This is a genomic window from Arthrobacter rhamnosi (assembly GCF_054510975.1).
Map to the genome: position 1 here is coordinate 125,249 of NZ_JBTNDN010000002.1, position 23,714 is coordinate 148,962.

General features: G+C 69.5%; 23 protein-coding genes. 9 read left to right on the plus strand and 14 right to left on the minus strand.

The features are described 5' to 3' along the window. The first annotated feature begins 14 nt into the window (after positions 1-14). A complete protein-coding gene (locus ACX80J_RS04865; protein ID WP_459343933.1) occupies positions 15-1,457 on the plus strand; it encodes a lipase maturation factor family protein in 1,443 nt (480 codons plus the stop codon). Here ACX80J_RS04865 and ACX80J_RS04870 read toward each other — a convergent pair. The 5 genes from ACX80J_RS04870 to ACX80J_RS04890 form a co-directional block, all read right to left on the minus strand. Continuing rightward, a complete protein-coding gene (locus ACX80J_RS04870; protein WP_459347046.1) occupies positions 1,434-1,994 on the minus strand; it encodes a 2'-5' RNA ligase family protein in 561 nt (186 codons plus the stop codon). The two genes, ACX80J_RS04865 and ACX80J_RS04870, sit on opposite strands and share 24 nt — an antisense overlap. 54 nt (positions 1,995-2,048) lie before the next feature. Then, a complete protein-coding gene (locus tag ACX80J_RS04875) occupies positions 2,049-2,981 on the minus strand; it encodes an FHA domain-containing protein (RefSeq protein ID WP_459347047.1) in 933 nt (310 codons plus the stop codon). A gap of 15 nt (positions 2,982-2,996) precedes the next feature. Continuing rightward, positions 2,997-3,236 carry a hypothetical protein gene (locus ACX80J_RS04880; RefSeq protein ID WP_459343936.1) on the minus strand — a complete coding sequence of 80 codons (240 nt, stop codon included), beginning with the start codon at positions 3,234-3,236 and terminating at the stop codon, positions 2,997-2,999. 144 nt (positions 3,237-3,380) lie between these two features. Further along, a complete protein-coding gene (locus tag ACX80J_RS04885; protein WP_459347048.1) occupies positions 3,381-4,364 on the minus strand; it encodes an aldo/keto reductase in 984 nt (327 codons plus the stop codon). Positions 4,365-4,372: 8 nt separating this feature from the next. Further along, entirely contained in the window at positions 4,373-5,986 is a 1,614-nt protein-coding gene (locus ACX80J_RS04890) for a cryptochrome/photolyase family protein (protein WP_459347049.1), read from the minus strand. 135 nt (positions 5,987-6,121) lie between these two features. On the opposite strand from ACX80J_RS04890, the gene ACX80J_RS04895 reads away from it, so the two are divergent. Next, positions 6,122-7,609 (plus strand): FAD-dependent oxidoreductase, encoded by a 1,488-nt coding sequence (locus ACX80J_RS04895; RefSeq protein ID WP_459347050.1) that lies wholly within the window; start codon positions 6,122-6,124, stop codon positions 7,607-7,609. 88 nt (positions 7,610-7,697) lie between these two features. Here ACX80J_RS04895 and ACX80J_RS04900 read toward each other — a convergent pair whose 3' ends face one another. From ACX80J_RS04900 to ACX80J_RS04910, 3 genes are all read right to left on the minus strand, one after another. Then, positions 7,698-8,093 (minus strand): TfoX/Sxy family protein, encoded by a 396-nt coding sequence (locus ACX80J_RS04900; protein WP_459343940.1) that lies wholly within the window; start codon positions 8,091-8,093, stop codon positions 7,698-7,700. A gap of 91 nt (positions 8,094-8,184) precedes the next feature. Next, the gene (gene mscL, locus ACX80J_RS04905) at positions 8,185-8,604 is read right to left on the minus strand and encodes a large conductance mechanosensitive channel protein MscL (protein ID WP_459343941.1); all 420 of its coding nucleotides are present in this window, start codon (positions 8,602-8,604) and stop codon (positions 8,185-8,187) included. A 95-nt stretch (positions 8,605-8,699) separates the two neighbouring features. Then, positions 8,700-9,251, minus strand: a complete 552-nt coding sequence (locus tag ACX80J_RS04910; RefSeq protein ID WP_459347051.1) for a TetR/AcrR family transcriptional regulator — start codon at positions 9,249-9,251, stop codon at positions 8,700-8,702. A 61-nt stretch (positions 9,252-9,312) separates the two neighbouring features. Here ACX80J_RS04910 and ACX80J_RS04915 point away from each other — a divergent pair, with 61 nt between their 5' ends. Next, positions 9,313-10,905: an MFS transporter gene (locus ACX80J_RS04915; RefSeq protein WP_459347052.1), complete on the plus strand. Its 1,593-nt coding sequence runs from the start codon at positions 9,313-9,315 to the stop codon at positions 10,903-10,905. Between the two features lie 84 nt (positions 10,906-10,989). Here the strand turns inward: ACX80J_RS04915 and ACX80J_RS04920 are convergent, their stop codons facing one another. Both ACX80J_RS04920 and ACX80J_RS04925 read right to left on the minus strand, forming a co-directional pair. Beyond that, positions 10,990-12,237, minus strand: a complete 1,248-nt coding sequence (locus tag ACX80J_RS04920) for an MFS transporter (protein ID WP_459347053.1) — start codon at positions 12,235-12,237, stop codon at positions 10,990-10,992. 54 nt (positions 12,238-12,291) lie between these two features. Further along, a complete protein-coding gene (locus tag ACX80J_RS04925; RefSeq protein WP_459347054.1) occupies positions 12,292-12,918 on the minus strand; it encodes a TetR/AcrR family transcriptional regulator in 627 nt (208 codons plus the stop codon). Positions 12,919-13,130: 212 nt separating this feature from the next. Here ACX80J_RS04925 and ACX80J_RS04930 point away from each other — a divergent pair, with 212 nt between their 5' ends. Both ACX80J_RS04930 and ACX80J_RS04935 read left to right on the plus strand, forming a co-directional pair. Beyond that, positions 13,131-14,597, plus strand: a complete 1,467-nt coding sequence (locus ACX80J_RS04930) for a purine-cytosine permease family protein (RefSeq protein ID WP_459347055.1) — start codon at positions 13,131-13,133, stop codon at positions 14,595-14,597. A gap of 9 nt (positions 14,598-14,606) precedes the next feature. Beyond that, positions 14,607-15,710, plus strand: coding sequence for an alcohol dehydrogenase catalytic domain-containing protein (locus ACX80J_RS04935; protein ID WP_459347056.1), 1,104 nt, complete (start codon positions 14,607-14,609; stop codon positions 15,708-15,710). A gap of 41 nt (positions 15,711-15,751) precedes the next feature. On the opposite strand, the gene ACX80J_RS04940 is transcribed toward ACX80J_RS04935, so the two are convergent. The 4 genes from ACX80J_RS04940 to ACX80J_RS04955 all read right to left on the minus strand — a co-directional run bounded on the left by ACX80J_RS04940 (position 15,752) and on the right by ACX80J_RS04955 (position 19,663). After that, the gene (locus tag ACX80J_RS04940) at positions 15,752-16,513 is read right to left on the minus strand and encodes a copper homeostasis protein CutC (protein WP_459347057.1); all 762 of its coding nucleotides are present in this window, start codon (positions 16,511-16,513) and stop codon (positions 15,752-15,754) included. Beyond that, a complete protein-coding gene (locus tag ACX80J_RS04945) occupies positions 16,514-17,422 on the minus strand; it encodes a carbohydrate ABC transporter permease (protein ID WP_459343949.1) in 909 nt (302 codons plus the stop codon). A gap of 1 nt (position 17,423) precedes the next feature. After that, on the minus strand, positions 17,424-18,350 hold the full coding sequence (locus tag ACX80J_RS04950; RefSeq protein ID WP_459343950.1) for a carbohydrate ABC transporter permease: 927 nt from the start codon (positions 18,348-18,350) through the stop codon (positions 17,424-17,426). A 71-nt stretch (positions 18,351-18,421) separates the two neighbouring features. Continuing rightward, positions 18,422-19,663: an extracellular solute-binding protein gene (locus ACX80J_RS04955; protein ID WP_459347058.1), complete on the minus strand. Its 1,242-nt coding sequence runs from the start codon at positions 19,661-19,663 to the stop codon at positions 18,422-18,424. 361 nt (positions 19,664-20,024) lie between these two features. On the opposite strand from ACX80J_RS04955, the gene ACX80J_RS04960 reads away from it, so the two are divergent. From ACX80J_RS04960 to ACX80J_RS04975, 4 genes are read left to right on the plus strand one after another with little or no spacing between them, the layout of a single operon-like run. Then, positions 20,025-20,900: an SIS domain-containing protein gene (locus tag ACX80J_RS04960; RefSeq protein WP_459347442.1), complete on the plus strand. Its 876-nt coding sequence runs from the start codon at positions 20,025-20,027 to the stop codon at positions 20,898-20,900. Positions 20,901-20,904: 4 nt separating this feature from the next. Then, positions 20,905-21,861 (plus strand): ROK family protein, encoded by a 957-nt coding sequence (locus ACX80J_RS04965; RefSeq protein WP_459347059.1) that lies wholly within the window; start codon positions 20,905-20,907, stop codon positions 21,859-21,861. Further along, complete coding sequence (locus tag ACX80J_RS04970) at positions 21,861-22,865, plus strand: 1-phosphofructokinase family hexose kinase (protein ID WP_459347060.1); 1,005 nt, start codon at positions 21,861-21,863, stop codon at positions 22,863-22,865. Before ACX80J_RS04965 ends, ACX80J_RS04970 begins: the two co-directional genes overlap by 1 nt. Next, positions 22,856-23,710 carry a class II fructose-bisphosphate aldolase gene (locus ACX80J_RS04975; protein WP_459347061.1) on the plus strand — a complete coding sequence of 285 codons (855 nt, stop codon included), beginning with the start codon at positions 22,856-22,858 and terminating at the stop codon, positions 23,708-23,710. Before ACX80J_RS04970 ends, ACX80J_RS04975 begins: the two co-directional genes overlap by 10 nt. Positions 23,711-23,714: the final 4 nt, after the last annotated feature.

Genomic DNA, 23,714 nt, shown 5'->3' on the forward strand with positions numbered 1-23,714 from the left:
AGGACGCTGGAGGAATGGAGTGGTTGACCGACGTCCTGGCGGCCGAGGACTACGAGGTGGGCCGGCAGATCGTGCAGCGCGGCGTCGCGGCCGTGTACCTCGTGGCATTCCTGTCCGCGGTGGCGCAGTTCCCGGCGCTCCTCGGCGAGAAGGGCCTGATGCCCGTCCCGGAGTTCCTCGAACGGGCCGGGAAGCGGGCCGGTCCCTCACTGTTCCACCGGCGCTACTCCGACCGGCTGCTGCTGACCGTCGCCTGGTCCGGGGCGGCCATCGCCGCACTGCTCGTGGCCGGGCTCCCGCAGGCGGGGCCGCCATGGCTGCCCCTGGTGGCCTTCCTCGTCATCTGGTGGCTCTACACCTCGATCGTCAACGTGGGACAGACCTTCTACGGCTTCGGCTGGGAGAGCCTCCTCCTCGAGGCCGGGTTCATCGTCGCGTTCCTCGGATCGAACGAGGTCGCCCCGCCCTTCCTGGTCCTGCTGATGATCCGCTGGCTCGTCTTCCGCCTCGAATTCGGGGCGGGCATGATCAAGATGCGCGGCGACCGCTCCTGGCGCGACCTGACGGCGCTGTACTACCACCACGAGACCCAGCCCATGCCGAACCCGGCCAGCCGCTTCTTCCACCTGCTGCCCAAGCCGCTGCACCGCCTGGAGGTGGCGGGCAACCACGTGACGCAGCTCGTGGTCCCGTTCCTCCTCTTCGCACCGCAGCCCGTCGCCGGATTCGCGGCCCTCGTCATGATCCTCACGCAGGGCTGGCTCGTGCTGTCGGGCAACTTCGCGTGGCTCAACACGCTGACGATCATCCTGGCCTTCGCCGCCGTCCCCGATTCCTTCTACGCCGCGGTGGTCCCGGCCTTCGACGCCGCCGGGACCTACGAGGGGACCCCGCTGGAGTTCACCGCCGTCGTCGTGCTCGCCATGCTGTTCCTCGCCTATCTGAGCTGGCCGTCGCTCCTGAACCTGTTCGCGAAACGGCAGCTGATGAACGCGAGCTTCAACCGCTGGCACCTCGGCAACGCCTACGGCGCGTTCGGCAGCGTCACGAAGGTCCGTTACGAGGTGATCGTCGAGGGAACGCTCGACGACGTCGGACCGGGCGCCCAGTGGCGGGAGTACGAGTTCAAGGGCAAGCCGGGAGACCCGTCCCGCATGCCGCGCCAGTTCGCCCCGTACCACCTGCGGCTCGACTGGATGATGTGGTTCCTGGCCCTCGGCTCCGAGCGGGGCTGGTTCACACCGTTCCTGGTCAAGCTGCTGCAGGCGGATCCGCTGATCCTGAAGCTGCTGCGCAAGGACCCGTTCGACGGCGCCCGGCCGCGCTATGTCCGGGCCCGCATCTTCCTGTACCGCTTCTCGACGCGCGCGGAGAAGCGCGCGACCGGGCTCTGGTGGATCCGCGAACCGCAGGGCGTCCTGGTCCATCCGGCGTCACTGCGGGCCGAGGTCTCCTGAGCGCGGAGGCCCCGCTCCCCCGCCCAGCTGGATGAGGCGCTTCTCCTTCGCGTCCCAGCGCCGGACGATCCCGGCGTCGAGCCGCTCCGGCGGACGGTCCCGCAGGATGCCGAGGGCTACGGCCAACTGGTCCGCGGTGAGTCCGTGACCGAGCGTGATGTGCGGCGTCCAGGACCCGGGAACGGTGGTCGGCACGACGTCCGGGACGCCGTCGAGGGCTCCCCAGAGGCGACGGTGCAGATCGGTCAGGGCGGGGTCTGCCACGACCTGCCGCGCGAGAACGAACTTCCGTCGCGTCGGGAAGACGAGGAAGCCGGCCGTCACCAGTTCCAGCGCTTCCCCCACGGCGGCGGCGGCGAGGTCGGCGTCGTAGCGGTCGTCGATCCGTGCGGCAGCCGCGAGCGTGATGTGCGGGGCGTTGCTGAAGGACTGGTGCTGTGACTGGTTGGGCAGGCCTGCTGCCTCCAGCGCGGCCCAGTCGTCGAGCAGGAATCCCTCCGACGCCGGGCCCAGCAGGAGTTCGACGCTATCGGCCATGCCGTGCTTGTCCTCCTACCGGTCCCTGCGACGCGTCCGGTGCATGCACCGTGCTCAGCGCGGCGGGCGCCGGAAGTCGCCGACGCCCGTGGATCCGTCCACCTCGGTACTGCCCGTCCGTGGATCACGCTGCGGCCGCTGGTAGGCGAGTTCCCCGCCGTTGCGCCCGCCGAAGGGCCGACCGTGGTCGGCGTACTCCTCACGGAAGTAGGCCAGCGCCCACTCGCCGAGCAGGATGCGCGCGCCGGTGCGGAGGACCGATTCCTGCCGGCCCCCCATGCTTCCCGTGACGACCCCGTGGGGGACGAGCACGTACTCGTCGTCCTCCGTGTGGAGGACCTCGGCGTGGAGGTCGTCCAGGCCTGCCAGGTGCAGCATCGCGTCGTCACCGCTTCCGATCGTGGTGCGATCGGCGGTGAGTTCGAATTCACGCGGAACCTGGCCGTTCCAGGTCGCGGAGTTCTGCACGAAGATCAGCCGCGGGCGGCCCCCGCCGCGCACGTAGTGCGTCGTCGTGATCGTCCGCCTGATCCGTCGGTTGACGGTTGGCACCAGCGGGAGCGGCGTCGACGGGGGAAGGAGCGACTGCGAAGGGGCCGAGGGCGACGCACCCTTCTCGAGTGCGCGGCGGCCGACGCCGAGCAGCGGCGCGAGCGTGCCGGGCGAGCCGAGCCTGATGTGCGGGGACCTCGTGATCAGCCGCTGCGCGAGGGAGGGTTTCACTGCGCCGAGGCTGATCAGGGGCCCATTGGGCCCGGTCACCGAGAGTGCGAGGCCGCGCGCTGCGAGCTGCTCGGCGAAACCGCGCACCTGCCCCAGGCTGGGGAGGTTGGTGCCGCGGAAGGACCCGGGATCGTCGACGAAGACGTCGACCGTGGTGCCGGCCGCCTTCACGGTGCCGGACAGTCTCGCCTCCGGTTTGCCGTCGGTGGCCGGCTCCGCCAGCGAGAAGTCGATGTCGATGTCGAACCTGAGTGACGAGGCCATGTCGGTCGGGGCGGTTCAGCTCTGGGAGGTGCCGGCGGTGTTGTCGCTCGTGGTGATGCGCAGCGTGCCGTCGAACTTCCAGGTGGCGCGGGGAGCGTCGGGGCCGATATCGCGCGGCACCTCGATGGTCATGTCCTGCAGGGTGTAGTTGATCGCGGCGCCCCGGCCGGTCAGGTAGGACCACATCTCCTCGGCGAGGTCGGTCCAGTCGCGGATGGTGTGCGATTCGCCGGCGGGCGAGGTGTTCTCAGTCATGTCGATTCCTTCGTGGATGAGCCAACAATGACAGACGTCCTCTAACTCCGTCTGACTTAGGTACTGCACACCCTAGCCCAGGGCCGGGGTTACCGGAACCCGTCCCGAAGGACGGGTTCCGGCCCGCGGGTCACCGGCCGCGGGTCACCACTTCGGATGGACGGTGGCCCGGAAGTGGCGGTCGTAGATGTCGGCCACGGCGGCGCTGATCTCCGCACCGAGGCCCACGGAGTCGGCGGCCGCAGCATTGGCCCGGGCCTGCTCGGGATTGCGCGCTCCGGGGATCACGGTGCTGACGCCGTCCTGCGCGATGATCCAGGCAAGCGCGGCCTGCGCCGTGCTCACGCCCTCCGGGACGAGTTCCGCGAAGTCACGTGCTGCCTGCAGTCCGGTCTCGTAGTCCACGCCGGAGAAGGTCTCGCCGACGTCGAACGCCGCGCCGGTCCGGTTGTAGTTCCGGTGGTCGTTCTCGGCGAACGCGGTGTCCTTCGTGTACTTGCCGGACAGCAGGCCCGATGCCAGGGGCACGCGGGCGATGATGCCGACCCCCGCCGCCTTGGCTGCCGGCAGGACCTCGTCGAGCGGCTTCAGCCGGAACGCATTGAGGATGATCTGCACGCTGGCGGTGTTGCCCCGGGCGATCGCGGCGAGCGCCTCGTCCGTGCGCTCCACGCTGACGCCGTAGTTCCTGATGACACCGTCGTCGACGAGGGTGTCGAGGGCGTCGAACACCTCGTCGGAACCGTAGACGGCGGTCGGCGGGCAGTGCAGCTGAACGAGGTCGAGGGCGTCGACGCTGAGGTTCTTCCGCGAGCGGTCGATCCACTGCCGGAAGTTGGACAGGGTGTAGTTCTCGGGCACCTGGTCGACCCGGCGGCCCATCTTGGTGCCCACGAGGATGTCGAGGTCCGGATTGGCGGCGAGGAATGACCCGATCGTCGTCTCGCTCCGCCCGTCACCGTACACGTCCGCCGTGTCGAAGAACGTCACGCCGGCTTCGACGGCCGCGTCGAGGACGGCGACGGCGTCCTTGTCCTCCACCTCACCCCAGTCGGCGCCGAGCTGCCAGGTACCGAGGCCGACGACGGAGACGGGCCTGTTGGTTCTTCCAAGGGTTCGTTGTTCCATGCTTTCGACTATAGGCCGGGCAGGGTGGACTGGGTCACCGGTGCCTCCTGCGCCGGCCGCGCGTCCGCCGGGCGCTCCTCCAGCGGTGCCCTCGCCTCCGTCCGCGTGCGCGCGCCGGTGTGCACGCCGTGGCGGTACCCGTCCGCCGCCGTCGATTCCTCACCCGGGATCCATCGTGCCGCCTCCTGACGCAGGTCGGATCGCCGCTCGGCGTCCATGCGGTCGTAGAGCATCACGCTCATGCGCGACCTCGGATTGCGGGCGAACAGTTCCCGGTAATCGCCGACGAACTCCCAGTAGAGCGCGTCCCAACTGAACCGCCAGGGGCCGTCCTTGAAGTCGCTCATCTTCTTGATGTAGTTGCTGCCGCTGACATAGGGCTTGGTCGTGATCATGGTGCCGGCCGCATATTGGCTCATGGCATAGACGTTGGGCACCATCACCCAGTCGTACGCGTCGATGAACATCTCCATGAACCACTCGTAGACGGCGTCGGGCCGAGCCCGCATCAGCAGGGCCGCGTTGCCGAGCACCATGAGGCGCTCGATGTGGTGGGCGTACGCGGTGTCGAGGACACGCGTGATGACGGAGTCCACCGGTTCCAGCCCGGTATCCCCGGTCCACCAGCGGGGGTCCAGGTCGGCCGTCAGCTCCAGGGTGTTGCCGGTCCGCATCTCCCGGCCGCGGAGTACGTAGGACGCACGGATGTACTCCCGCCAGCCGATGACCTGGCGGAGAAAACCCTCCACACTGGCGATCGGCGTCTCATGCCGCTCGGCGAAGTCGAGCGCGAGGTCCACCACGTCGGCAGGGCTGAGGAGCCCGGTGTTCATGCTGGAACTCAGCGCCGAGTGGAACAGGTAGGTCTGGCTGACGGCGATCGAGTCCTCGTACGGGCCGAAGAGCTCGAACCGTTCGACGAGGAAGGCTTCCAGGGCGTCGAAGGCCTGGCCGTGGGTCACGGGCCAGTTGAAGGACTCCGCGTTGCCGGGATTGTCGGGGAACGCCGACTGCACCCAGGCGATGGCTGCCGTGACGTCCGGCAGCCGCTCGAACTGCGGCAGGTCCGGCAGGGCGATCGTTTTCGGCAGCTTCTTCCGGTTCTCGGTGTCGAAGCTCCACTTCCCGCCCGTCGGGGAGCCGTCGGCCTCCACCAGGATGCCCAGTCGCTTGCGCTGCCACTCGTAGAAGGTCTGCATCCGCCAGTTGTGCGAGGAGAAGTAGGTGCCGATGAGCTCCCGCGGCGTGAGGAACTGCGGCGTCTCCAGGATGCGTGCCTCGACCGCGGCGTCGGCGAGGGTGCGAGTGAGGCGGCGCTCGAGCCAATCATCCACGACGTCATAGTGGGTCACGAGGGTGGCCCCGCGATCGGCGAGCACGGCGGACAGGCGTTCCTGGCTGGCGTGCTCGGCCGAGGTCTCCACGTAGTCCACGCCGAAGCCGGCGTCCTCCACGCGGCGCGCGAAGAGGGTCATGGCCGCCCGGTGCAGGACGAGTTTCTGCTGGTGGAACCGGAGGCTGCGGAACAGGAGGTCGTCCTCGAGGAACACGAAGTGCGTGTCCGGGGACGCCTCGAGGTGCTCCTCGAACAGCTGCTGCGGGAGGACGAGCTGGACGTGCACGGAGGGTGCCTTCCTGAAGGGAATGGTCGTCGCGGGCAACCCTATCGCCCGCCTCCGACAGGCCCTCGGACCGCTTGACTGTAAGCATGCTTAGTGGTTCCGTGGGAAGACCGATCGGCTCGCGAAGGGACCACCATGAGATCGCTCTGGCTCGACACCGCTCCGCACATTCCGTCCGACACCCTGCAGGACGGCGCCGCGTACGACTCCGTGGTGGTGGGAGCGGGACTGACGGGCCTGACGACGGCGCTCCTGCTGGCACGGGCGGGCCACCGTGTGGCGGTCCTCGAGGCCCGGACCGCCGGAGCCGTGACCACGGGCAACACCACGGCGAAGCTCTCCCTCCTGCAGGGAACCAGCATCTCGACCATCCTGCAACACCACGACGCCGAACTCGCCCGTGCCTACGTTCTGGGCAACCGCGAGGGCCAGAGCTGGCTCCTGCGCTTCTGCGACGAGCACGGGATTGGCTACGAGACGCGCGACGCCGTCAACTACGCGACCACCGACACCGGCGCCCGCAAGCTCGTCGCCGAGCACGAGGCATGCACTGAGGCGGGCCTCGCCACCGAACTCGGCGTTGCCGCCGACCTTCCCTTCCCCGTCCGCAAGACGCTGCGCCTGAAGAACCAGGCGCAGTTCCACCCGCTCGAGGTGTTGGCCGGCCTGGCGTCGGAGCTCCGGCGGCACGGCGGTGCACTGATCGAGGGCGTCCGGGTCGAGGGCGTCGCGAAGACCGGGTCCGAGGGCGTGGAGCTGAAGACCAGTGCTGGTGCCGTGACGGCGTCGAACGTGGTGCTCGCCACGGGCATCCCGATCCTGGACCGGGGCGGCTACTTCGCCGTCCTGCAGCCCATGCGCTCGTACTGCGTCGCCCTGACCGTGCAGGACGACGTCCCCGAGGACATGTACCTCAGCGTCGATTCGCCCACCCGTTCCCTGCGCACGGCGACGGTGGACGGGACCAAGTACCTGATCGCGGGCGGCAACGGCCACCGGGTGGGGCACAGCTCGAACACCCAGGGCCGGGTGGACGACCTCACGCGCTGGGCGCAGGAGTACTTCCCCACGGCGCGGCCCGCCTACGCCTGGTCCGCCCAGGACTACGCCCCTGCCGCCGCCGTGCCCTACGTCGGCAAGGTCCCGGCCGGCGGCGGGCACATCTACGCGGCGACGGGCTACAACAAGTGGGGCATGACGAACGCCGTCGCGGCGTCACTGGCTCTGTCCTCCGAGATCCTCGGGGGCAACATGCCGTGGGCCCAGACGCTCTACCGGACGAAGGTCAGCCCTGCGGACGCGCTCCAGACCGCCCAGGCGAACGCCGTCGTGGGCGTGGGCCTGGTGACCGGGTGGCTGTCGGGTCTCGCGAAGACCGGCTCCTCAGCACCCGGCGAGGGCGAGGGGCGCGTCATCCGGGAGGGTGCACGGCCCGTCGGGATCTGCACGGTCGACGGCGTCCAGCATCGCGTCTCGGCCGTCTGCCCGCACCTGCGCGGCGTCCTGGCCTGGAACGACGCCGAGCGGTCCTGGGACTGCCCGCTCCATGGTTCGCGTTTCACGGCCGACGGGAAGCTGCTCGAAGGGCCGTCGACTTCCGACCTGGCGGACACGCGGCGCTGACGTCCCGCAGCCGGCCGCGAGCCCTCGCCCGCACTGCACCCGGCCCGGAAGCGTCGGTCGCCGCGACCGGCAGATCCCGCGGACGGACTCAGGCCGGGGCGGCGTCGGAGCTGTCCACCTGGAGCCGGACGGCGTAGTCGTAGGCCTCGAGCAGGAACACGGTCCACTCGCGGTCCTGGTCCTCGGTCCCCGACCCCTCCGGCGCGATGCTCACCCATTCACGGGCCGTCCCTCGTCCGATCCGCGCCGGAACCGCAGCACCCTGGGCGACGAGGTCCGCTGCGCGTTCCGCGGGCACCTTGACCATGAGCCGGCCCTCCCTGTCGACCAGGGCGAACAGCTTTCCACTCAGGGAGATCGCAGCACTCCCGAACATCGTGGTGCGCCCGACGCCGGCACGGTCCAGCAGCCCGCCGGCCAGGCGGTCGAGCCGCGCACCCGCCGCGGCGCGCTGGGTGCGGCGGCGCGCAGCGTCGTCGTTCATCGAACCCTCCCCGGGAGCGGTGCTGCGGATCCGTCGCTCCCATCCGCGACCGGAACCGGAGGGGCGACGCGCACCGCCGCCTCCTGCCCCCTCATTGCCGGACGTCCCGACCCGCCATGTCCTTCAGCAGGTCGCGCATCTCCGTCAGCAGGGCGATATCCACAGGAATCGGCTCCTCCGCCGGCTCCGGGGCAGCGGTGCGGTGGTGGAGGCGCCGGTGCGCGTGGTTCAGGGGGACGACGAAGAGGAAGTAGACCACGGCCGCCGTGATGAGGAACGAGACCGCCGCCGTGATGACGGCACCGATGTCGACGAAGGTGGCATCGTTGCCCGGCCGGATGCGGAAACCGAACCCGGCGGCATCGACGCCGCCCGCGGACGCGATGATCGGGTTGATGATGTTCGCGGTGAAGGCCCCCACGAGGGCGGTGAAGGCGCCGCCGATCACGACGGCGATGGCCAGTTCGACGACATTGCCGCGGAGAATAAAGTCCTTGAAACCCTTGATCATCGTCATCCCTGGTCGGTGGTTGCTGGGTGTGCAGGGTATTCCTGCACGGCCCACTCTAGGGTCGGATCCTCCTGGACGCATGGCTGGAGCGGCGGTCAGGAGCCGGCGGCCCTGCGGGCGGAGACGATCAGGTCGACGACGTCGAGCAGTTCCTCGATCTCCTCGCTGCTGGTCCGGCCGGCACCGGCGGAGGCGAAGAACGCGGCATCGTAGTAGAGCCCGTCGCCCAGCAGCTTGACGGCGCGCGCCGTCGTGCGATCACCGAGCTGGGCCTCGAGGGCGTCCAGCCACCGTTCCTGGATCCCGGCGAGGGAGGCCTTCGCCGTGGGGTGGCCCTGCTGGGCGAGACGGGCCATCGAGACGAGGGCCCGGTCGAGGGCGCTGTCCTCGAACACGGAGGTGCGGACGTAGTAGCGGGCCGCTCCGTCCGGCGCCGACGTCATGGCCTCGCGGTCCTTGTCGGCCAGTCCCCGGAGCCGGTCCGCGAGCCCGTCCACCAGCGCCTCCTTGGAGGGGAAGTGATACAGCAGGCCGCCCTTGGAGACGTCGGCGGCGGCGGCGACCGCCTCCATGGTGGCGGCCCTCTCACCGTCGCGGATCAGCGCGTGCTCGAAGCTGTCGAGGATGCGTTCACGGGAACTGGACACTCCTCGATGATACCGGTCACTTTTGTTGTACTGTACCGGCTGGACGGTATAGCTTGGATGGATGACCACCACACCCTCCACCTCCGCACGCACCGGGGTGAACCCGCGTGCCGTTTCCCCCTCCTCCTCTCCCTCCCTTGCCGGCCGCCGCGAATGGTTCTCCCTGGCCGTGCTGATGCTGCCGGTGCTGCTGGTCTCGGTCGACAACACCGTCCTGAGCTTCGCGCTGCCGGAGATCTCCCGCTACTTCGCAACGAGCGGCACCACACTGCTCTGGATCGTGGACAGCTACCCCCTCGTCCTCGCGGGACTCCTGGTCGCGATGGGCAGCCTGGGCGACCGCTTCGGCCGCCGGCGCCTGCTCATGATCGGCGCGGCCGGCTTCGCCCTCTTCTCCGTGGTGGCAGCCTTCGCCCCGACCGCGGCCTTCCTCGTCGCGTCCCGCGTCGGCCTCGGTGTGTTCGGTGCCATGCTCATGCCGTCGACCCTGTCGCTGATCCGCAACATCTTCGCCGACCGGAACCAGCGGCGGATCGCCATCGCGGTCTGGGCCGCGGGATTCTCGGCCGGCGCCGCCCTCGGCCCCCTGCTCGGCGGTGTCCTGCTCGAGCACTTCTGGTGGGGCTCGGTGTTCCTCCTCGCAGTGCCCGTCCTCGTCCTCATGCTCGCGCTGACCCCGGCCGTCGTGCCCGAGTCCAGGGACTCGAACCCGGGCCGCGTGGACTACGCCAGCATCGTGCTGTCCATCGCGACGATGCTGCCGGTCGTCTACGCCATCAAGAACCTGGCGAAGGGAGGCCCGCTGCTCGTCTCGGTGACCGCGGCATTCATCGGCCTCGCCGCTGGCACCGCGTTCGTCGTGCGCCAGCTCCAGCGGCGCGACCCGATGCTCGACGTCCGCCTGTTCACGGTGCGAGCCTTCACGGGAGCCGTCCTCGTGAACCTCCTCGCGATCTTCTCGCTCGTCGGGTTCCTGTTCTTCGTCTCGCAGCACCTGCAGCTGATCCTGGGCTACACCCCGCTCGACGCCGGGCTCGTGCTGCTGCCGGGCCTCCTGGTGACCATCGTCGCCGGCCTCGGCGTCGTGCCGCTCGCCCGGCGGCTGCCACCGCATGCCGTCGTCTCGGTGTCGCTGCTCTTCTCGGCCGTTGCCTACGCGATGATCGCCCTGCTCGGCGAGGGCGGATCCGCGGGCTTCCTCCTGGTCGCCTTCGTCATCCTCGGGATCGGCGTGGGAGCGTCGGAGACGGTCTCCAATGACCTGATCCTGTCCACGGTGCCGGCCGACAAGGCCGGAGCCGCCTCCGCCGTCTCGGAGACGGCCTACGAGGTCGGCTCGGTCCTCGGCACCGCGGTGCTGGGCAGCATCCTGCTCGCCTCCTACCAGCGCAACCTGATGCTCCCCGCGGGCCTCACCTCCGCACAGGTGGAGTCGTCCACGGAGACCCTCGGCGGTGCCGTCGAGGTCGGGACGCAGCTCGGCCCGGCCTCCGCCGCGCTCCTGCGGGATTCGGCGTTCGCCGCCTTCGACAGCGGCGTGACGGTCACCTCCGGCATCGCAGCCCTGCTCATGGTGGGGGCGTCCGTGCTGGCGGCGTGGAGCCTGCGCGGCGAGGCGAAGGCCGGACCGGCGCGGGCGACCGCCGACCACTAGGACACCAGGATGCACCCGGCGAGTACCGACCCGCCGGGTGCATTCGGATGTTCCGGCCGGCATCGGACGCCGGATGACTCGCCCCTAGCGGCGGGCGGTCTTCTCGCACGCGCTGACGAGGAGGACCGCGCAGCTGAACCAGATGGCGCCGGCCGCGCCCAGCGGGGCGGCGAGAAAACCGGCGGTGATCGGCATGACGACCTGTCCTACGCGGTTGCCGGTCAGCCGGACGGCAAGAGCCGTCCCCCGCCACCCGTCGGGGACGGCGGTGGAGACGAGCGTCATCGTCAACGGCTGCCCGAGACCGAGGCAGAACCCGCCGACGACCAGCAGCGGTACGACGATCCACGGCTGGCCGACGGTCAGCGGGGGGAAGATCAGGGCCACTCCGGATCCGTACAGGCTGACGAGCAGCAGCGCCCGCGACGACAGTCGGGAGGACAGCCAGGGCAGGCAGGATCGGGACAGGATGGAAGCAGCCCCGCGGATGGCCAGCAGCACCCCGATCTGGGCGGGTGGGATGCCCGCCTCCTCCCCCGCAAGCGGAAGGAAGGCGGTCAGGATGTCCAGCATTGCCAGCAGCGACAGGGATGCCAGCATGTGTGACGGCACACCCGTTCGGCCCAGGATCGCCGAGAGCGTCGCCCGTTCCCGGGCAGGCAGGGAGCGTCCGTCGTCGGGCTGTTCGGGACCCCCGGGAGTGCCGGCGGCAGGGGTCTTGCTCCCGGGTGGCCGGACGGTGCGGATCAGCACGACCGGAGCCGCCAGCAGCGACAGGCACGCACCGACCCACAGGGCTACCGTGATGCTGGCGGAGCGCTCGGCGGAGACCGTTCCGAGGCTGGATCCCAGCAGGAGGCCTGCGATCAGTGGGCCGGCGAGTTGCCCGGCGGAGAAGGCCGCCGTGAACCATCCGAAGGCGGCGTTCATCTGCCCGGGACGGGCGTGGCGGGTGATCAGGGTCTGACCGGCGATGGTGAAGACCAGATGCCCGAACCCCAGCAGTGCATTGGCTCCTGCCACGAGGGCGATGCTGGAGGACAGCGCAAGCGCCAGGGAGCCCAGGCCGAGCAGGGCCGCTCCCAGGGCGACCAGCCGGCTCAGCCGCCGCATCCTGTCACTGAGGCGTCCGAGCGGCAACGCACTGAGCAGGGGGATGAGGGCGTAGGCGGCAGTCACCAGGCCGATGGTGGTGGTGTCGGCGTCGAGGGCCAGAAGCTTGTAGGTGGTGACGGGCCGTACGAGGTTGAGTGCGGTCTGGGTCAACAGGGCGCCGCCCGCAAGGATCCACAACCAACCCCACGAGCGCCGGGGCGCGATGCTAGGAGACATCCGGACGATCTGGGAGAAACAGTGCGGCCCGCGTTCCTATGCCGTACCCGATTCTCATACTCGGTCGAGCCCGGCCCGCGAGACCTCCAGGTAGCTGATCGCCGCCCGGATCCCCAGACGCAGGCCTTCCCCGATGCGGTCCGGGGCGGCCTCCGAGGCGCCGGCCCCGTGCAGTGCGGGATGCGCGTCCGCGGTGGACAGCCAGAGCGGATCGGGGGACGCAGCGTCGAGAGCCGATCCGAAGACCAGGGCGTCGAGCATGGAGATCACCGCCAGGTGCTGCTCCCGCGGCACGCCGGCCTCGACGAGAGCCGATGCCAAGACCTCGTACAGGGCCAGCGTCGGCGCGTCATCGACCATGCGCCCCAGGAGCAGCGGGATCGCCGAAGGGTAGCGGGCCACGGCCTCCCGGTAGGCCAGGACCCAGTACTCGATCCTCGACTGCCAGCTCGCGTCCGCCCCACCCAGCGCGCCGAGGTCGATCTCGCGGTAGATCCGCTCCCGGAGGGCTTCGATGATCTCGTCCCTGCCCCCGATCATGTGGTGATACAGCGAGGAGGGATTGACGCCGAGGTGCTGGGCGATCCCGGTGATCGTGAAGTCGCGGTGCCTGCCGACGAGCTCCAGGGCGGCTTCGAGGATGATGTCCCGCGACAACAGTTGCTTGCGTGGCCGTGCCATTCTCCGAGTATGGCAGACCCGGATTCTCCTTCCCCAGCGAGCACGAGGAATGCCGGATCGCGTTACCAAATAGTATTTGGTTAAGTGTGAACCACGTCATATTCTGGGGCAACGCCTGTTCCTCCCGGGAGCAGGCGCCGTCCCCGACCTGCAGCCCGCCGCCAGCACGGCGACGACGGCGGCCCTTCCAGCCCCTACCGACGAAGGTGACCATGTCGCACGTTCCGAACGACCAGACCTCCGCCCCGGCTCCCCCGCTGATCGAGGCCCGCTCGATCGACTGGGTCCCCGAGAACGAACGCCACGGGAAGCTGTGGCATCAGGCACCCCTGTGGTTCCTGGGCAACTTCCAGTACTTCTCCATCCCGATCGGCTTCATCGGCCCCTCCCTGGGACTGTCCTTCGGCTGGACCGTGCTCGCCAGCATCCTGGGCATCGCCGTCGGCACCGTGTTCATGGCCTTCCACGCGTCCCAGGGCCCGACCATGGGCCTCCCCCAGCTGATCCAGTCACGGGCGCAGTTCGGCTATCGCGGCGTGATCGTGCCGCTCCTGGCCACGCTGTTCACCTACATGGCCTTCAACGTCGCCGACACCGTGCTTCTCAGCGAAGGCCTCAGCGGCTCCTTCGGCTGGAACCCCACCGTGATCGCCGTGCTGGCAACCCTCGCCGGGGTGGTCCTGGCCATCTTCGGCCACGACTGGCTGCATAAGGCGTTCCGCATCCTGCTGTACGTCTCGCTGCCGATCATGACGATCCTGACCATCGGCGTCATCACCGGCGCTGCCGGTGGGTCGTTGAGCGGCGGGGAGTACGGATTCTCCTGGCCGGCCTTCATGGCCCAGTTCGCCGCCTGCGCTGCCTACAACATCACGTATGCCCCGTACGTCTCTGACTACTCCCGCTACCTGCCCACCACCACCCGTGCCCGGTCGGTGATCGCCGCGGTCTTCTTCGGCGCCTCGTCTTCGGCGATCTGGCTGATCATCCTCGGCGCCTGGCTGTCGATCGCGCTGGGTGCGACGGACGGGCTCGTCGGGCTCCAGACCGCGGGCAACTCCGTCTTTGCCCGCCTGGGGGACGCGGCCGCCCTGCTCTCCGCGCTTGCGCTCACGGCGACCATGGGCATGAACGCCTACGGCGGGATGCTGACGGTGCTCACGACCATCGATTCGATCCGACCCATCAAGCCGAGGACGACCGCGCGCGTGGTGACCATCCTGGCTCTGGCCGTCGCCTGGTACGCCATCGCCGCGTCCATCAACTCGGGTGCGGTCGCGACCGTCTTCTCGGCCCTGACCCTGATGCTCTACATCCTGGTGCCGTGGACGGCCACGAACCTCGTCGACTTCTTCCTCGTCCGGAAGGGCCACTACGCCATCACCGACCTGTTCACCCCGAAGGGCATCTACGGGGCCTGGGGCTGGCAGGGGCTGGCGGCCTTCGCCATCGGCCTGCTGACCGAGATTCCGTTCATGCTGCTGCCGGCCGTCGGGAACTGGAGCTACGTGGGCCCCATGGCCACGGCCCTCGGGGGCGTGGACATCGCCTGGTTCGTGGGCCTCCTGACCACGTCCGTGGCCTACCTGCTGCTCAGCCGGACCATCGACCGTGGTGCCGAGGAAGCACACCTGCGGGAGAGCAACGAGACGCTCTCCAAGACCATCACCACCGACTAGGAACAGCCCGTGACCGACACCTCCGCATTCACCTTCCGGCCCGGGGCCGGACCGTCCCTCGAACCCGTCCAGGTCCGGCCCCCGGACCGCGGGCAGGTCCGCGTGGAGATCCGCGCCACCGGGGTCTGCCATTCCGATCTGCACATCGTCAACGGGGACTGGCCCACGGAACGCCCCCTGGTCCTGGGCCACGAGGCGTCCGGCGTGGTGCAGGAGACGGGGCCCGACGTCACGGACCTGGCGCCCGGGGACCATGTGGTCCTGTCCTGGTTCGCCCCGTGCAGGAAGTGCGTCAACTGCGCGGCGGGCCGGGGCTGGCTCTGCACCGGGACCACAGCCCTGGACCACACACTGCCGGACGGGAGCACGCCGTTCTCCGACGGGAACGGGCAGGACCTGTGGCCCTATCTCGGGCTCGGGACCTTCACCAGCGAGGTCGTCGTCCCTGAGACGGCCGCCGTGAAGGTGGGTAAGGACGTCCCGTTCACCGTTGGGGCGCTGCTCGGCTGCTCGGTGACGACCGGCGTGGGCGCCGTGCTCAACACCGCCGATGTTCCGGCCGGATCGTCGGCGGTCGTCATCGGCTGCGGCGGGGTGGGCCTGTCGGTCATCATGGGCCTCAAGCTCGCCGGCGCGTACCCGATCATCGCCGTCGACCTGTCCGAGGCCAAACGCACCAAGGCGGAAGAACTGGGCGCAACCCTCACCGTCGACCCGCGGACGACGGACCTCGCGTCCTACGTCAGCGAGGAACTCGGAGGGGTGGACTTCGCGTTCGAGGCCATTGGCAACGAGAAGGTCATCGAGACCCTGCCGGGGCTGCTGGCCCCCGGCGGGGCTGCGGTGCTGGTCGGGATGACGCGCATCGGTGCGCGGGCCTCCATCGACCCCTTCGATCTCGCCGACCAGGGCAAGCGGATCCTCGGCTGCAACTACGGGTCCAGCGTCGCGCACGTCGACATCCCCCGCCTGTCACGTCTCTACCTCGCCGGGCAGCTGCCGCTGGAGGAACTCATCGACACCGTCCGCCCGCTGGGTGATGCACAACAGGCGCTGGACGAACTGGCGGCAGGCTCCGGGCTGCGGTCGATCCTGATCCCCGGCGGTCGATGACGCACTACCGGCGGTTCCGCACCCGGACCAGGGGCGGCGGGTCAGCCGTGCACTACCCGGTTCACTTCCTGGACCACTTCCCGGACCAGGGACTCGTCCGTCCCGTAGGAGGCGCCGCCCGGGTCGGCGGAACCGACCGACACGCGGTTCTCCAGGGCCTGCCGTACCGGTTTCTTCGCCGACAGGTGCACCCCGTGCACGCCGACCGCGATGATGCGGCGCAGCTGGTCGGGCGTGACGCCGCCCCCGGCCTGGATCTCGAGGCCTGTTCCCCGCGCCAGCATGGTCCCGATCGTCGCCAGTCCCTGACCGACGGTGGGGGCGCCACCGGAGGTGAGGACCCGGTCGACGCCCGCTGCGGCGAGGTCGTCGAGGTGCTCAGCCGGAGCCCGGAGCTGATCGATGGCGCGGTGGAACGTCACCTCCGTGCCGGCATCGACGGCCCGGGCCCCCTCGGTGATCCGCGCGAGCGAGGGAGTGTCGATCCGCCCGTGCGCAGTCAGGGCGCCGACCACCACGCCCGCTGCGCCTCCGCGTACGGCGCCGGCAGCCTCATCGGTCATCCACCCGATCTCCTCGGACGAGTAGACGAATCCGCCCGGCCTGCAGCGAATCAGCACGTGCACCGGGATGCCGGTTGCGACCGTCTCCTGGATCATCGTCCCGCTGGGGGTCAGTCCGCCGAGTTCGAGGGCGATGCAGAGTTCGACGCGGTCCGCTCCCCCTGCGATCGCCGCACGCGCCCCGGCGGGTGACGTGACGGCGATCTCGACGGCAGGCCGCCGCACCGCGTCAGCCGCCACCTACTTCACCGATCCTGCCGTCAGCCCTCCGATGAGCCGCTTCTCGATGAGGGCGAAGAGGAGGATCACCGGGACGATCGCGACGATCGACACCCCGAAGACGTACTGCCAGCTCGTCGCGTACTGACCGATGAACTTGGTGAGGGCGACGGAGAGCGGCTGGTTCTCCGCGGTGGACATGATGACCAGGCTGGCGGCGAACTCGTTCCACGAGGCGACGAACGTGAAGATGATGGCCGTGACGATACCCGGCCAGACGAGCGGCAGGTTGATCCGGAAGAGCACGGCCAGGCGGCTCGCCCCGTCCAGCTGGGCTGCCTCGTCCACTTCCTTCGGGATCCCGGCGAAGAAGCTGTGCATGATCCAGAGCGCGAAGGACAGGTTGAAGGCCGCGTTGATCAGGATCATGGCGAGCCAGGTGTCGTTGAGGTCGAGCACGAGCATCTGCCGGAAGAGCCCCGCCGTCAGCACGGCCGGCTGGAGCATCTGCGTCACGATGACGAGGAACAGGAACGCCCACTTGCCGGGGAAGTTGAAGCGGGCCGTGTAGTAGGCGGCGGGCGTCGCGACGAGCAGGACGAGCAGGGTGGCGAACACCGCGATGATCACCGTCGAGATGAGGTTGTACGTCAGCGGCGTCTCGGGGGTGGACCACATGGTCGCGTAGTTGCCGGCCTGCAGTCCGTCCTGTGGGAAGTAGCGCGGCGGGACCGCGAGGATCTCCGACCGGGTCTTCAGCGACCCCACGAGCATGATGAGGTACGGGACGAGGAAGACGATGGCGATCAGTATCCCGACGACGACGCGGGCCGCCATCCGTCCGCCGGTGGCTCCGTCGGCACCGTACTTCCTGGCGCGGCCGTCCGCCGGCGCCTGCGCAGGAACCGTCTGGGGTGTCGCGATGGCCATGTCAGTCCTCCTTCATCGGCTTGACGATCTTCACGTACGCGGCCACGATCACGATCACGATGGCGAAGTTGATCACGCTCAGTGCACTGGCGAGGTCCAGGCGCCGGTCGAACTGGAGGACCTTGAAGATGTAGGTCATGAGGGTGTCGGCGCTGTAGCCGGGGATCGAGCCGGTCATGATGCGCAGGATGGGCAGGTTGTTGAAGACGTTGATGACGTTGATGAGCACGGCGACGGCGAGCGCGCTGCGCAGCTGCGGCAGGACCACCAGGAAGTAGGTGCGCACCCTCCCGGCGCCGTCCATCTTCGCGGCTTCGAGGATGTCCCCCGGCACCGCCTGCAGCCCCGCGAGCAGGGTGTAGGTGGTGAAGGGGATGGAGACGAAGATGCCGACGACGATGGCAGCGCCGAGTGCGGTCGCGACGTTCTTCGTGAAGCCGTAGGGGCTGTCGAGCACCCCGATGTCGACGAGGAAGGTGTTCATGATGCCGTAGTCGCGGTCCAGGCCGTAGTAGAAGACGGTCGTCGTCATGACCACGCTCGCGGCCCAGGGGACCACGACCGCCATGCGCACCAGGGTCCGCCCCGGGAAGGGCTTGTTGAGGAAACTCGCGAGCGCGAGCGAGAGGAGAACGGTGACGGTCACGACCACCACGACCCACACCAGCGTGTTCAGGAGGATCCGGGGCAGGTTGGGATCGGCCAGGACCCTGCTGAAATTCGCGAAGCCGACGCCCTCGATGTTGGTTCCCGCCTGGCTGATCCGCCGGGTGGAGTTGTAGATCATGTAGGCGGCGGGGAACAGGACGACGCCGAAGATCAGGATCAGGACCGGCCCGATCCAGGGAAGCGCAGCGACGAGGCTTTCCCGGTTCTGGCCGCGGGCCGTACGGATCCGCGTGATGGGCGGCTGCTGGAAGGTACTCATGGGTGCTGACCGTTCTCTTCGGACAGGAGGGGAGCCGACGAGGACACGCCGGCTCCCCTCCCGCTGGTGCCTCAGGCCGCGGCGTCGGCCTTTGCCTGGATCTGCTCGAGCACGGATGCGGGTTCCTGTGTCTCCAGCAGGCCCATGAGGGACTTGAAGGCGCCATCGGTGGCATTCCACGCGGGGTTGGACGTGGGGTAGAACTTCGCGTTGGGCAGCATCTCGAGGAACGGCTTCAGCGTCTCGTCGGAGGCCATGGCCTCGGATCCCGACTTCGTCGTCGGGAGGAAGCCCTCGCTCTGCACCCAGTCCACGTACTGGTCCTCGGCGAAGAAGAAGTCCATGAACGAGGTGATGGCTTCCTGCTTCGTCTCGTCGTTCTTGAAGGCCATGAGGCGGTCGGCGACACCGAGGGTGGCGGGCTCCCCGGTGTTCGTGGGGACATTCGCGACGCCGTAGTTCAGGTCGGGGTTGGCATCCTCGATCTGCCCGACGGTCTGCGGAAGGCCGTAGACCATGCCGATCTTGCCCTGCAGGAACACGTTGATCATGGGCGTACGCTGCGTGGCACCGGGGTCGGGCTGCGTGACGCCGTCCGTGATCATCTTCTTCATGAACTCGGCGGCCTCGAGGTTCTCGGGAGTGTCGACCGTGATCTTCGACGCATCACCGAACCCGCCGCCGTTGCCGGCGAACCAGATGAGGGATTCGCCCTGCGCCTCCTCGGAACCGAGCGGCATGCCGTATCCGGGGGTGCCCGTCGCCGTGATCTTCTGGGCGGCGTCGTGCAGTTCCTCCCAGGTGGTGGGCGGAGCCTCGACGCCTGCGGCATCGAACAGGTCCTGGTTGTAGAACAGGGCACGGGCGGAGGCCAGGAGAGGCAGTCCGTACTGGGTGCCGTCGAAGCTCTCGTTCTCCGCGAACGACTCCTGGAAATCGCCCAGGGTGTCCTCGGACGCGATGTCCTCGGCGGGATAGAGCAGTCCCTCGGAGGCGAAGGCCGAGAACGCGCCGCCGTTGTAGATGTCGGGCGCCTCCCCCGCCTGGATCTTGGTCTGGAGCACCGATTCGAGGTTCTCCCAGGATTCGATCTGCAGGTTGACCGTCACGCCGTCGTTGGCTGCCTCGAAGTCCTCGATGACGCCTTCCCAGAGGGCCTTGGTGTCGTCGGAGTAGCTGGGGACCAGCATGTTGATCGTCGTGTCACCACCCTCCGACTCGGTCGACGCGCCGCCGCCGAAACCGCAGGAGGACACAGCGAGTGTCCCGACGGCGGCCATCGCCACCATGCCCATCCTCAGCTTGCTCTTCATTGCATGATTCCTTCTCGAGAGGGTCCCAGAACAGGGAGGTACCGCGGACTCGGCAGGTCCCGACTCCGGCCGCTGGTGAGTGAATGTGATCAGTAGGAGGACCAAGCAATCAGCAGCGAGCAGTTTGTCCTCCATAGCATGCCGTGACGTACGTCTCAGGTCAAGCATTCCGGGAAGAAGCAATACGACCGAAACACAGGGTGCCGCGTCCGCCCCCTACCTCCCGTCCGTGATCGAAGATGATTTCTGGACAGCTGCTTCGCTCATGGGTAATCATGGAGCAATTCGAACCGGCCTCCAGGAGAACCCCGTGTCCCAGCTTCCCGAATCATCGACCGCAGCCCCCGTCCCCGGCCTGCACATGGACAGCGAGCTGTCCTCGCAGCCGGAGTGCTGGGAACGCGCCATCGCCCAGGCGAACCAGGAACAGCTCCTTCCGGCCCCGGGCCGGAGGGTCGCCGTCGTGGGGTGTGGGACGTCGTGGTTCATGGCGCAGTCCTATGCCGCCGCCCGCGAAGCCTCCGGCAGCGGCGAGACCGATGCGTATGCGGCATCGGAGGCATCCGCCGTCACGTCCCGTGCGTACGACGCCGTCGTCGCCATCACGCGTTCGGGCACCACCAGTGAGATCCTCTCCCTGCTGTCGGAGCTGAAGGGAAAGGTGCCCACCGTCGTGGTCCTCGGGGACGTCGACTCGCCTGCCGTCGCCCTCGCCGACGCCGTCGTCGGGTTGCCCTACGCGGACGAGTCGTCCGTCGTCCAGACCCGCTTCGCCACCTCCGCTTTGGTGTACCTGCTGACCTCCGTGGGCGTGGACCTCGGGTCCGCCGTCGCCGATGCACGCACTGCGGTCACGACGGACACACCGGACGAGTTGCTGGCCGCGGACCAGTTCAGTTTCCTCGGCACGGGCTGGACCGTCGGGCTCGCCCACGAGGCCGCCCTCAAGATGCGCGAGGGAGTGCAGGGCTGGACGGAGTCCTACCCCGCCATGGAATACCGGCACGGCCCCATCGCCATCGCACAGCCCGGCAGGGTCACCTGGGTGTTCGGCCAGGAGCCGGACGGCCTGCGGGAGGAGGTCGCGGCCACCGGCGCCCTGTACGTCAGCACCGGCGCCCATCCGCTGGCGGACCTCGCGCGCGTCCACAGGATCACCCTGGACCGTGCCCGCTCCCGCAGCCTGGATCCCGACGCCCCGCGCCACCTCTCGCGCTCCGTGGTCCTCGAGAGCTGAGCCCATGCCCCCGAACGCGCACCCCGCGCCTGCGGGGCCGGCCGATCCCGGACCCGCGGTCCTGGCTGTCGACGTCGGCGGCACCGACACGAAATCCGCGGTGATGGATCGGGACGGCAGCCTCCACGGAATCGCCCGTGTCCCCTCGGCCCACGACGAGCGACACCCGGGTGACGTGGTGGTGGAGCAGGTCGTCGAGCTGGCCAGGACCTACACCGCCCGATACCCCGACACAGGAATCCGCGCCCTGGGCCTGGTGGTCCCGGGACTCGTGGACGACGCCGCCGGCGTGGGGCTCTTCGCCAGCAACTTCGGCTGGGACCGCTACCCGTTCCGGGACCGCGTCAGCGAGGCCACCGGGCTCCCTGTCGCCTTCGGCCACGACGTGAGCGCCGCGGGAGACGCCGAGATGCGCGCGGGCGCGGGGTTGGGCGCCGACGACGCCGTCGTGCTCATCATCGGGACGGGAATCGCCGGCGCGGTGTTCAGCGGGGGGCGCCCCGTCCGCGCGGGCGGCTACGCAGGGGAGATCGGCCATGCGCAGGTCCCGGGCGGGCTGCCCTGCCCCTGCGGCGCGTCGGGCTGCCTGGAGACCATCGGATCGGCCGGCGCCATCGCGCGCCGCTACACCTCGCGCACCGGTCGCGCCGTCTCCGGCGCGCGTGAGGTCCTGGCGGCCGGCCAGGCCGGAGACGAGGACGCCCGCGAGATCTGGTCCGACGCCGTGGAGGCCCTCGCCTTCAGCATCCGGCAGCTCGTCGCCATGATCGGCACCGAGACGGTGATCCTGGGCGGCGGACTGGCGCAGGCGGGACCGGCCCTCCTGGAGCCGCTGCGCCGGCGGCTCGAGGAGGACATCTCGTTCCTTCGGCTGCCGCGCCTGACGACGTCCCTGCTCGGCCAGGATGCGGGCCTCATCGGCGCAGCCCTGCGCGCCCGGGACCTCGTGGCGGTCCACTGATGACTCCGGCACCGGTCCTGACCGTCACCCCGAATCCGGCGCTGGACACCACCTACAGCGTGCCGGCCCTGCACCCCGGCCACTCCCACCGTGTTGCACCCCCTGTGGTGAAGGCAGGCGGCAAGGGCCTGAACGTCGCGCGCGTGATCCACCAGAGCGGGTACGGGGTCCACGCGGTCCTCCCCGTCGGCGGGGATCCGGGCGCCCTCCTCCGGGCCGACCTCGCGGAAAGCGGCATCCCGCACTCCCTGGTGGACGTCACCCCGCCCACGCGGCGGAGCATCGCGATCCATGACCGGGCCACCGGCGCCGCGACCCTCCTGAACGAGGAGGGCGGGGAACTCGCGGCCGACGAGTGGCGCCGGATCTCGGACGCCGTCCTGCACCGGCTGCCGCAGTCCGGCTGCCTGACCGCCTCGGGCAGCCTTCCCCCTCACGCCCCGCAGGACTTCTACGCGCGCCTGGTCGAGGAGGCACGGCGCGGAGGCCTGCCGACGATCATCGACACGTCCGGACCCGCCCTGCTGGCCGCTGCCCGCGCGGGGGCCACGGTGCTGAAACCGAACCACCACGAACTGCTCGAGACCACGGGCGAAACCGACCCGGAACGGGGAGCCAGGGCGCTGCTGGCCCTCGGCGCCGGGCTCGTCCTCGTGAGCCAGGGCGAGGAGGGCATGCTCGCCTTCGCGGCCGACGACCGGGAGGGCTGGCACGCCCGCTTCCCCACGGTGCTCGCCGGCAATCCGACCGGCGCCGGCGACGCCGCCGTGGCCGCCGTGGCAGTTCTGCTCGCCCAGGGTTCCACCAGCGTCCCGGACCTCCTGCGCGCCGCGACGTCGTGGTCCGCCGCGGCCGTCCTGATGCCGACCGCCGGAGTGCTCCACGAGGAGTACCGCGTCATGGCGGACGCCGTGGTCCTGCGCCGCCTCGGCACTCCCCCGGGTCCGGCACGAACCCCATCGACGGTCGAACGCCCCACAGACGAGGATGCCCCATGGGACTGACCCCCACCCGCACGCTGATCGACGCGGCCGTCGCCTCCGGTGGCGGACTCGGCAGTTTCAACGTCCTGCACCTCGAGACGGCCGAGGCCATCGTTGCAGGAGCGGAAGCCGTCGGGCTCCCGGTCATCCTCCAGATCTCGCAGAACTGCGCCGCCTACCACGGCGCGCTCGAGCCGATCGCCGCAGGTACCGCTGCGGTCGCCCGGGCTGCCCGGGTTCCGGTGGCCCTCCATCTGGACCACGCGGAGGACGAGCGGCTGGTGTACGAGGCGTTCGACCTCGGATTCGGATCGGTGATGTACGACGGCGCCCACCTGCCCTTCGAGGACAATGTCGCCGCCACCGCACGGGTCGTCGAACGTGCCCATACCGCGGGCGTCTTCGTGGAAGCCGAGCTCGGGAAGGTCGGGGGCAAGGACGGCGCCCACGCCCCGGGAGTACGGACGGACCCCGAGGAGGCGGCTGCCTTTTTGGGAGCCACCGGAGTCGATGCCCTGGCGGTCGCCGTCGGATCCTCGCACGCGATGCTGGACCGCGGCGCTGCCCTGGACCTGGACCTGATCGCACGCCTGAAGTCCTCGGTCCCCGTACCGCTGGTGCTCCACGGCTCCTCCGGGGTGCCCGACGACGTCCTCGTCCAGGCCATCCGCGCGGGAATGACGAAGATCAACGTCTCCACCCACCTCAACGGGTTCTTCACGCGGGCGGTGCGCGAGGTGCTCACGGCCCGGCCCGACCTCGTCGACTCCCGCACCTATGTCGCGGCGGGGCGCGACGCTCTTGCCGCAGAGGCGGCGCGCCTGCTCGCGCTTCTCGCCCTGCGCCCGTCCCGAGCGAACGCCTAAGGTT

Bases quoted from the DNA above. Each gene is read 5' to 3' on its own strand.
- ACX80J_RS04975 (WP_459347061.1), top strand. From the start codon at position 22,856: ATGGGACTGACCCCCACCCGCACGCTGATCGACGCGGCCGTCGCCTCC.
- ACX80J_RS04955 (WP_459347058.1), bottom strand. From the start codon at position 19,663: ATGAAGAGCAAGCTGAGGATGGGCATGGTGGCGATGGCCGCCGTCGGG.
- ACX80J_RS04865 (WP_459343933.1), top strand. From the start codon at position 15: ATGGAGTGGTTGACCGACGTCCTGGCGGCCGAGGACTACGAGGTGGGC.
- ACX80J_RS04950 (WP_459343950.1), bottom strand. From the start codon at position 18,350: ATGAGTACCTTCCAGCAGCCGCCCATCACGCGGATCCGTACGGCCCGC.
- ACX80J_RS04875 (WP_459347047.1), bottom strand. From the start codon at position 2,981: ATGGCCTCGTCACTCAGGTTCGACATCGACATCGACTTCTCGCTGGCG.
- ACX80J_RS04965 (WP_459347059.1), top strand. From the start codon at position 20,905: ATGCCCCCGAACGCGCACCCCGCGCCTGCGGGGCCGGCCGATCCCGGA.
- ACX80J_RS04895 (WP_459347050.1), top strand. From the start codon at position 6,122: ATGAGATCGCTCTGGCTCGACACCGCTCCGCACATTCCGTCCGACACC.
- ACX80J_RS04900 (WP_459343940.1), bottom strand. From the start codon at position 8,093: ATGAACGACGACGCTGCGCGCCGCCGCACCCAGCGCGCCGCGGCGGGT.
- ACX80J_RS04870 (WP_459347046.1), bottom strand. From the start codon at position 1,994: ATGGCCGATAGCGTCGAACTCCTGCTGGGCCCGGCGTCGGAGGGATTC.
- ACX80J_RS04880 (WP_459343936.1), bottom strand. From the start codon at position 3,236: ATGACTGAGAACACCTCGCCCGCCGGCGAATCGCACACCATCCGCGAC.
- ACX80J_RS04960 (WP_459347442.1), top strand. From the start codon at position 20,025: ATGGACAGCGAGCTGTCCTCGCAGCCGGAGTGCTGGGAACGCGCCATC.
- ACX80J_RS04930 (WP_459347055.1), top strand. From the start codon at position 13,131: ATGTCGCACGTTCCGAACGACCAGACCTCCGCCCCGGCTCCCCCGCTG.
- ACX80J_RS04970 (WP_459347060.1), top strand. From the start codon at position 21,861: ATGACTCCGGCACCGGTCCTGACCGTCACCCCGAATCCGGCGCTGGAC.
- ACX80J_RS04915 (WP_459347052.1), top strand. From the start codon at position 9,313: ATGACCACCACACCCTCCACCTCCGCACGCACCGGGGTGAACCCGCGT.
- ACX80J_RS04885 (WP_459347048.1), bottom strand. From the start codon at position 4,364: ATGGAACAACGAACCCTTGGAAGAACCAACAGGCCCGTCTCCGTCGTC.
- mscL (WP_459343941.1), bottom strand. From the start codon at position 8,604: ATGATCAAGGGTTTCAAGGACTTTATTCTCCGCGGCAATGTCGTCGAA.
- ACX80J_RS04920 (WP_459347053.1), bottom strand. From the start codon at position 12,237: ATGTCTCCTAGCATCGCGCCCCGGCGCTCGTGGGGTTGGTTGTGGATC.
- ACX80J_RS04925 (WP_459347054.1), bottom strand. From the start codon at position 12,918: ATGGCACGGCCACGCAAGCAACTGTTGTCGCGGGACATCATCCTCGAA.
- ACX80J_RS04945 (WP_459343949.1), bottom strand. From the start codon at position 17,422: ATGGCCATCGCGACACCCCAGACGGTTCCTGCGCAGGCGCCGGCGGAC.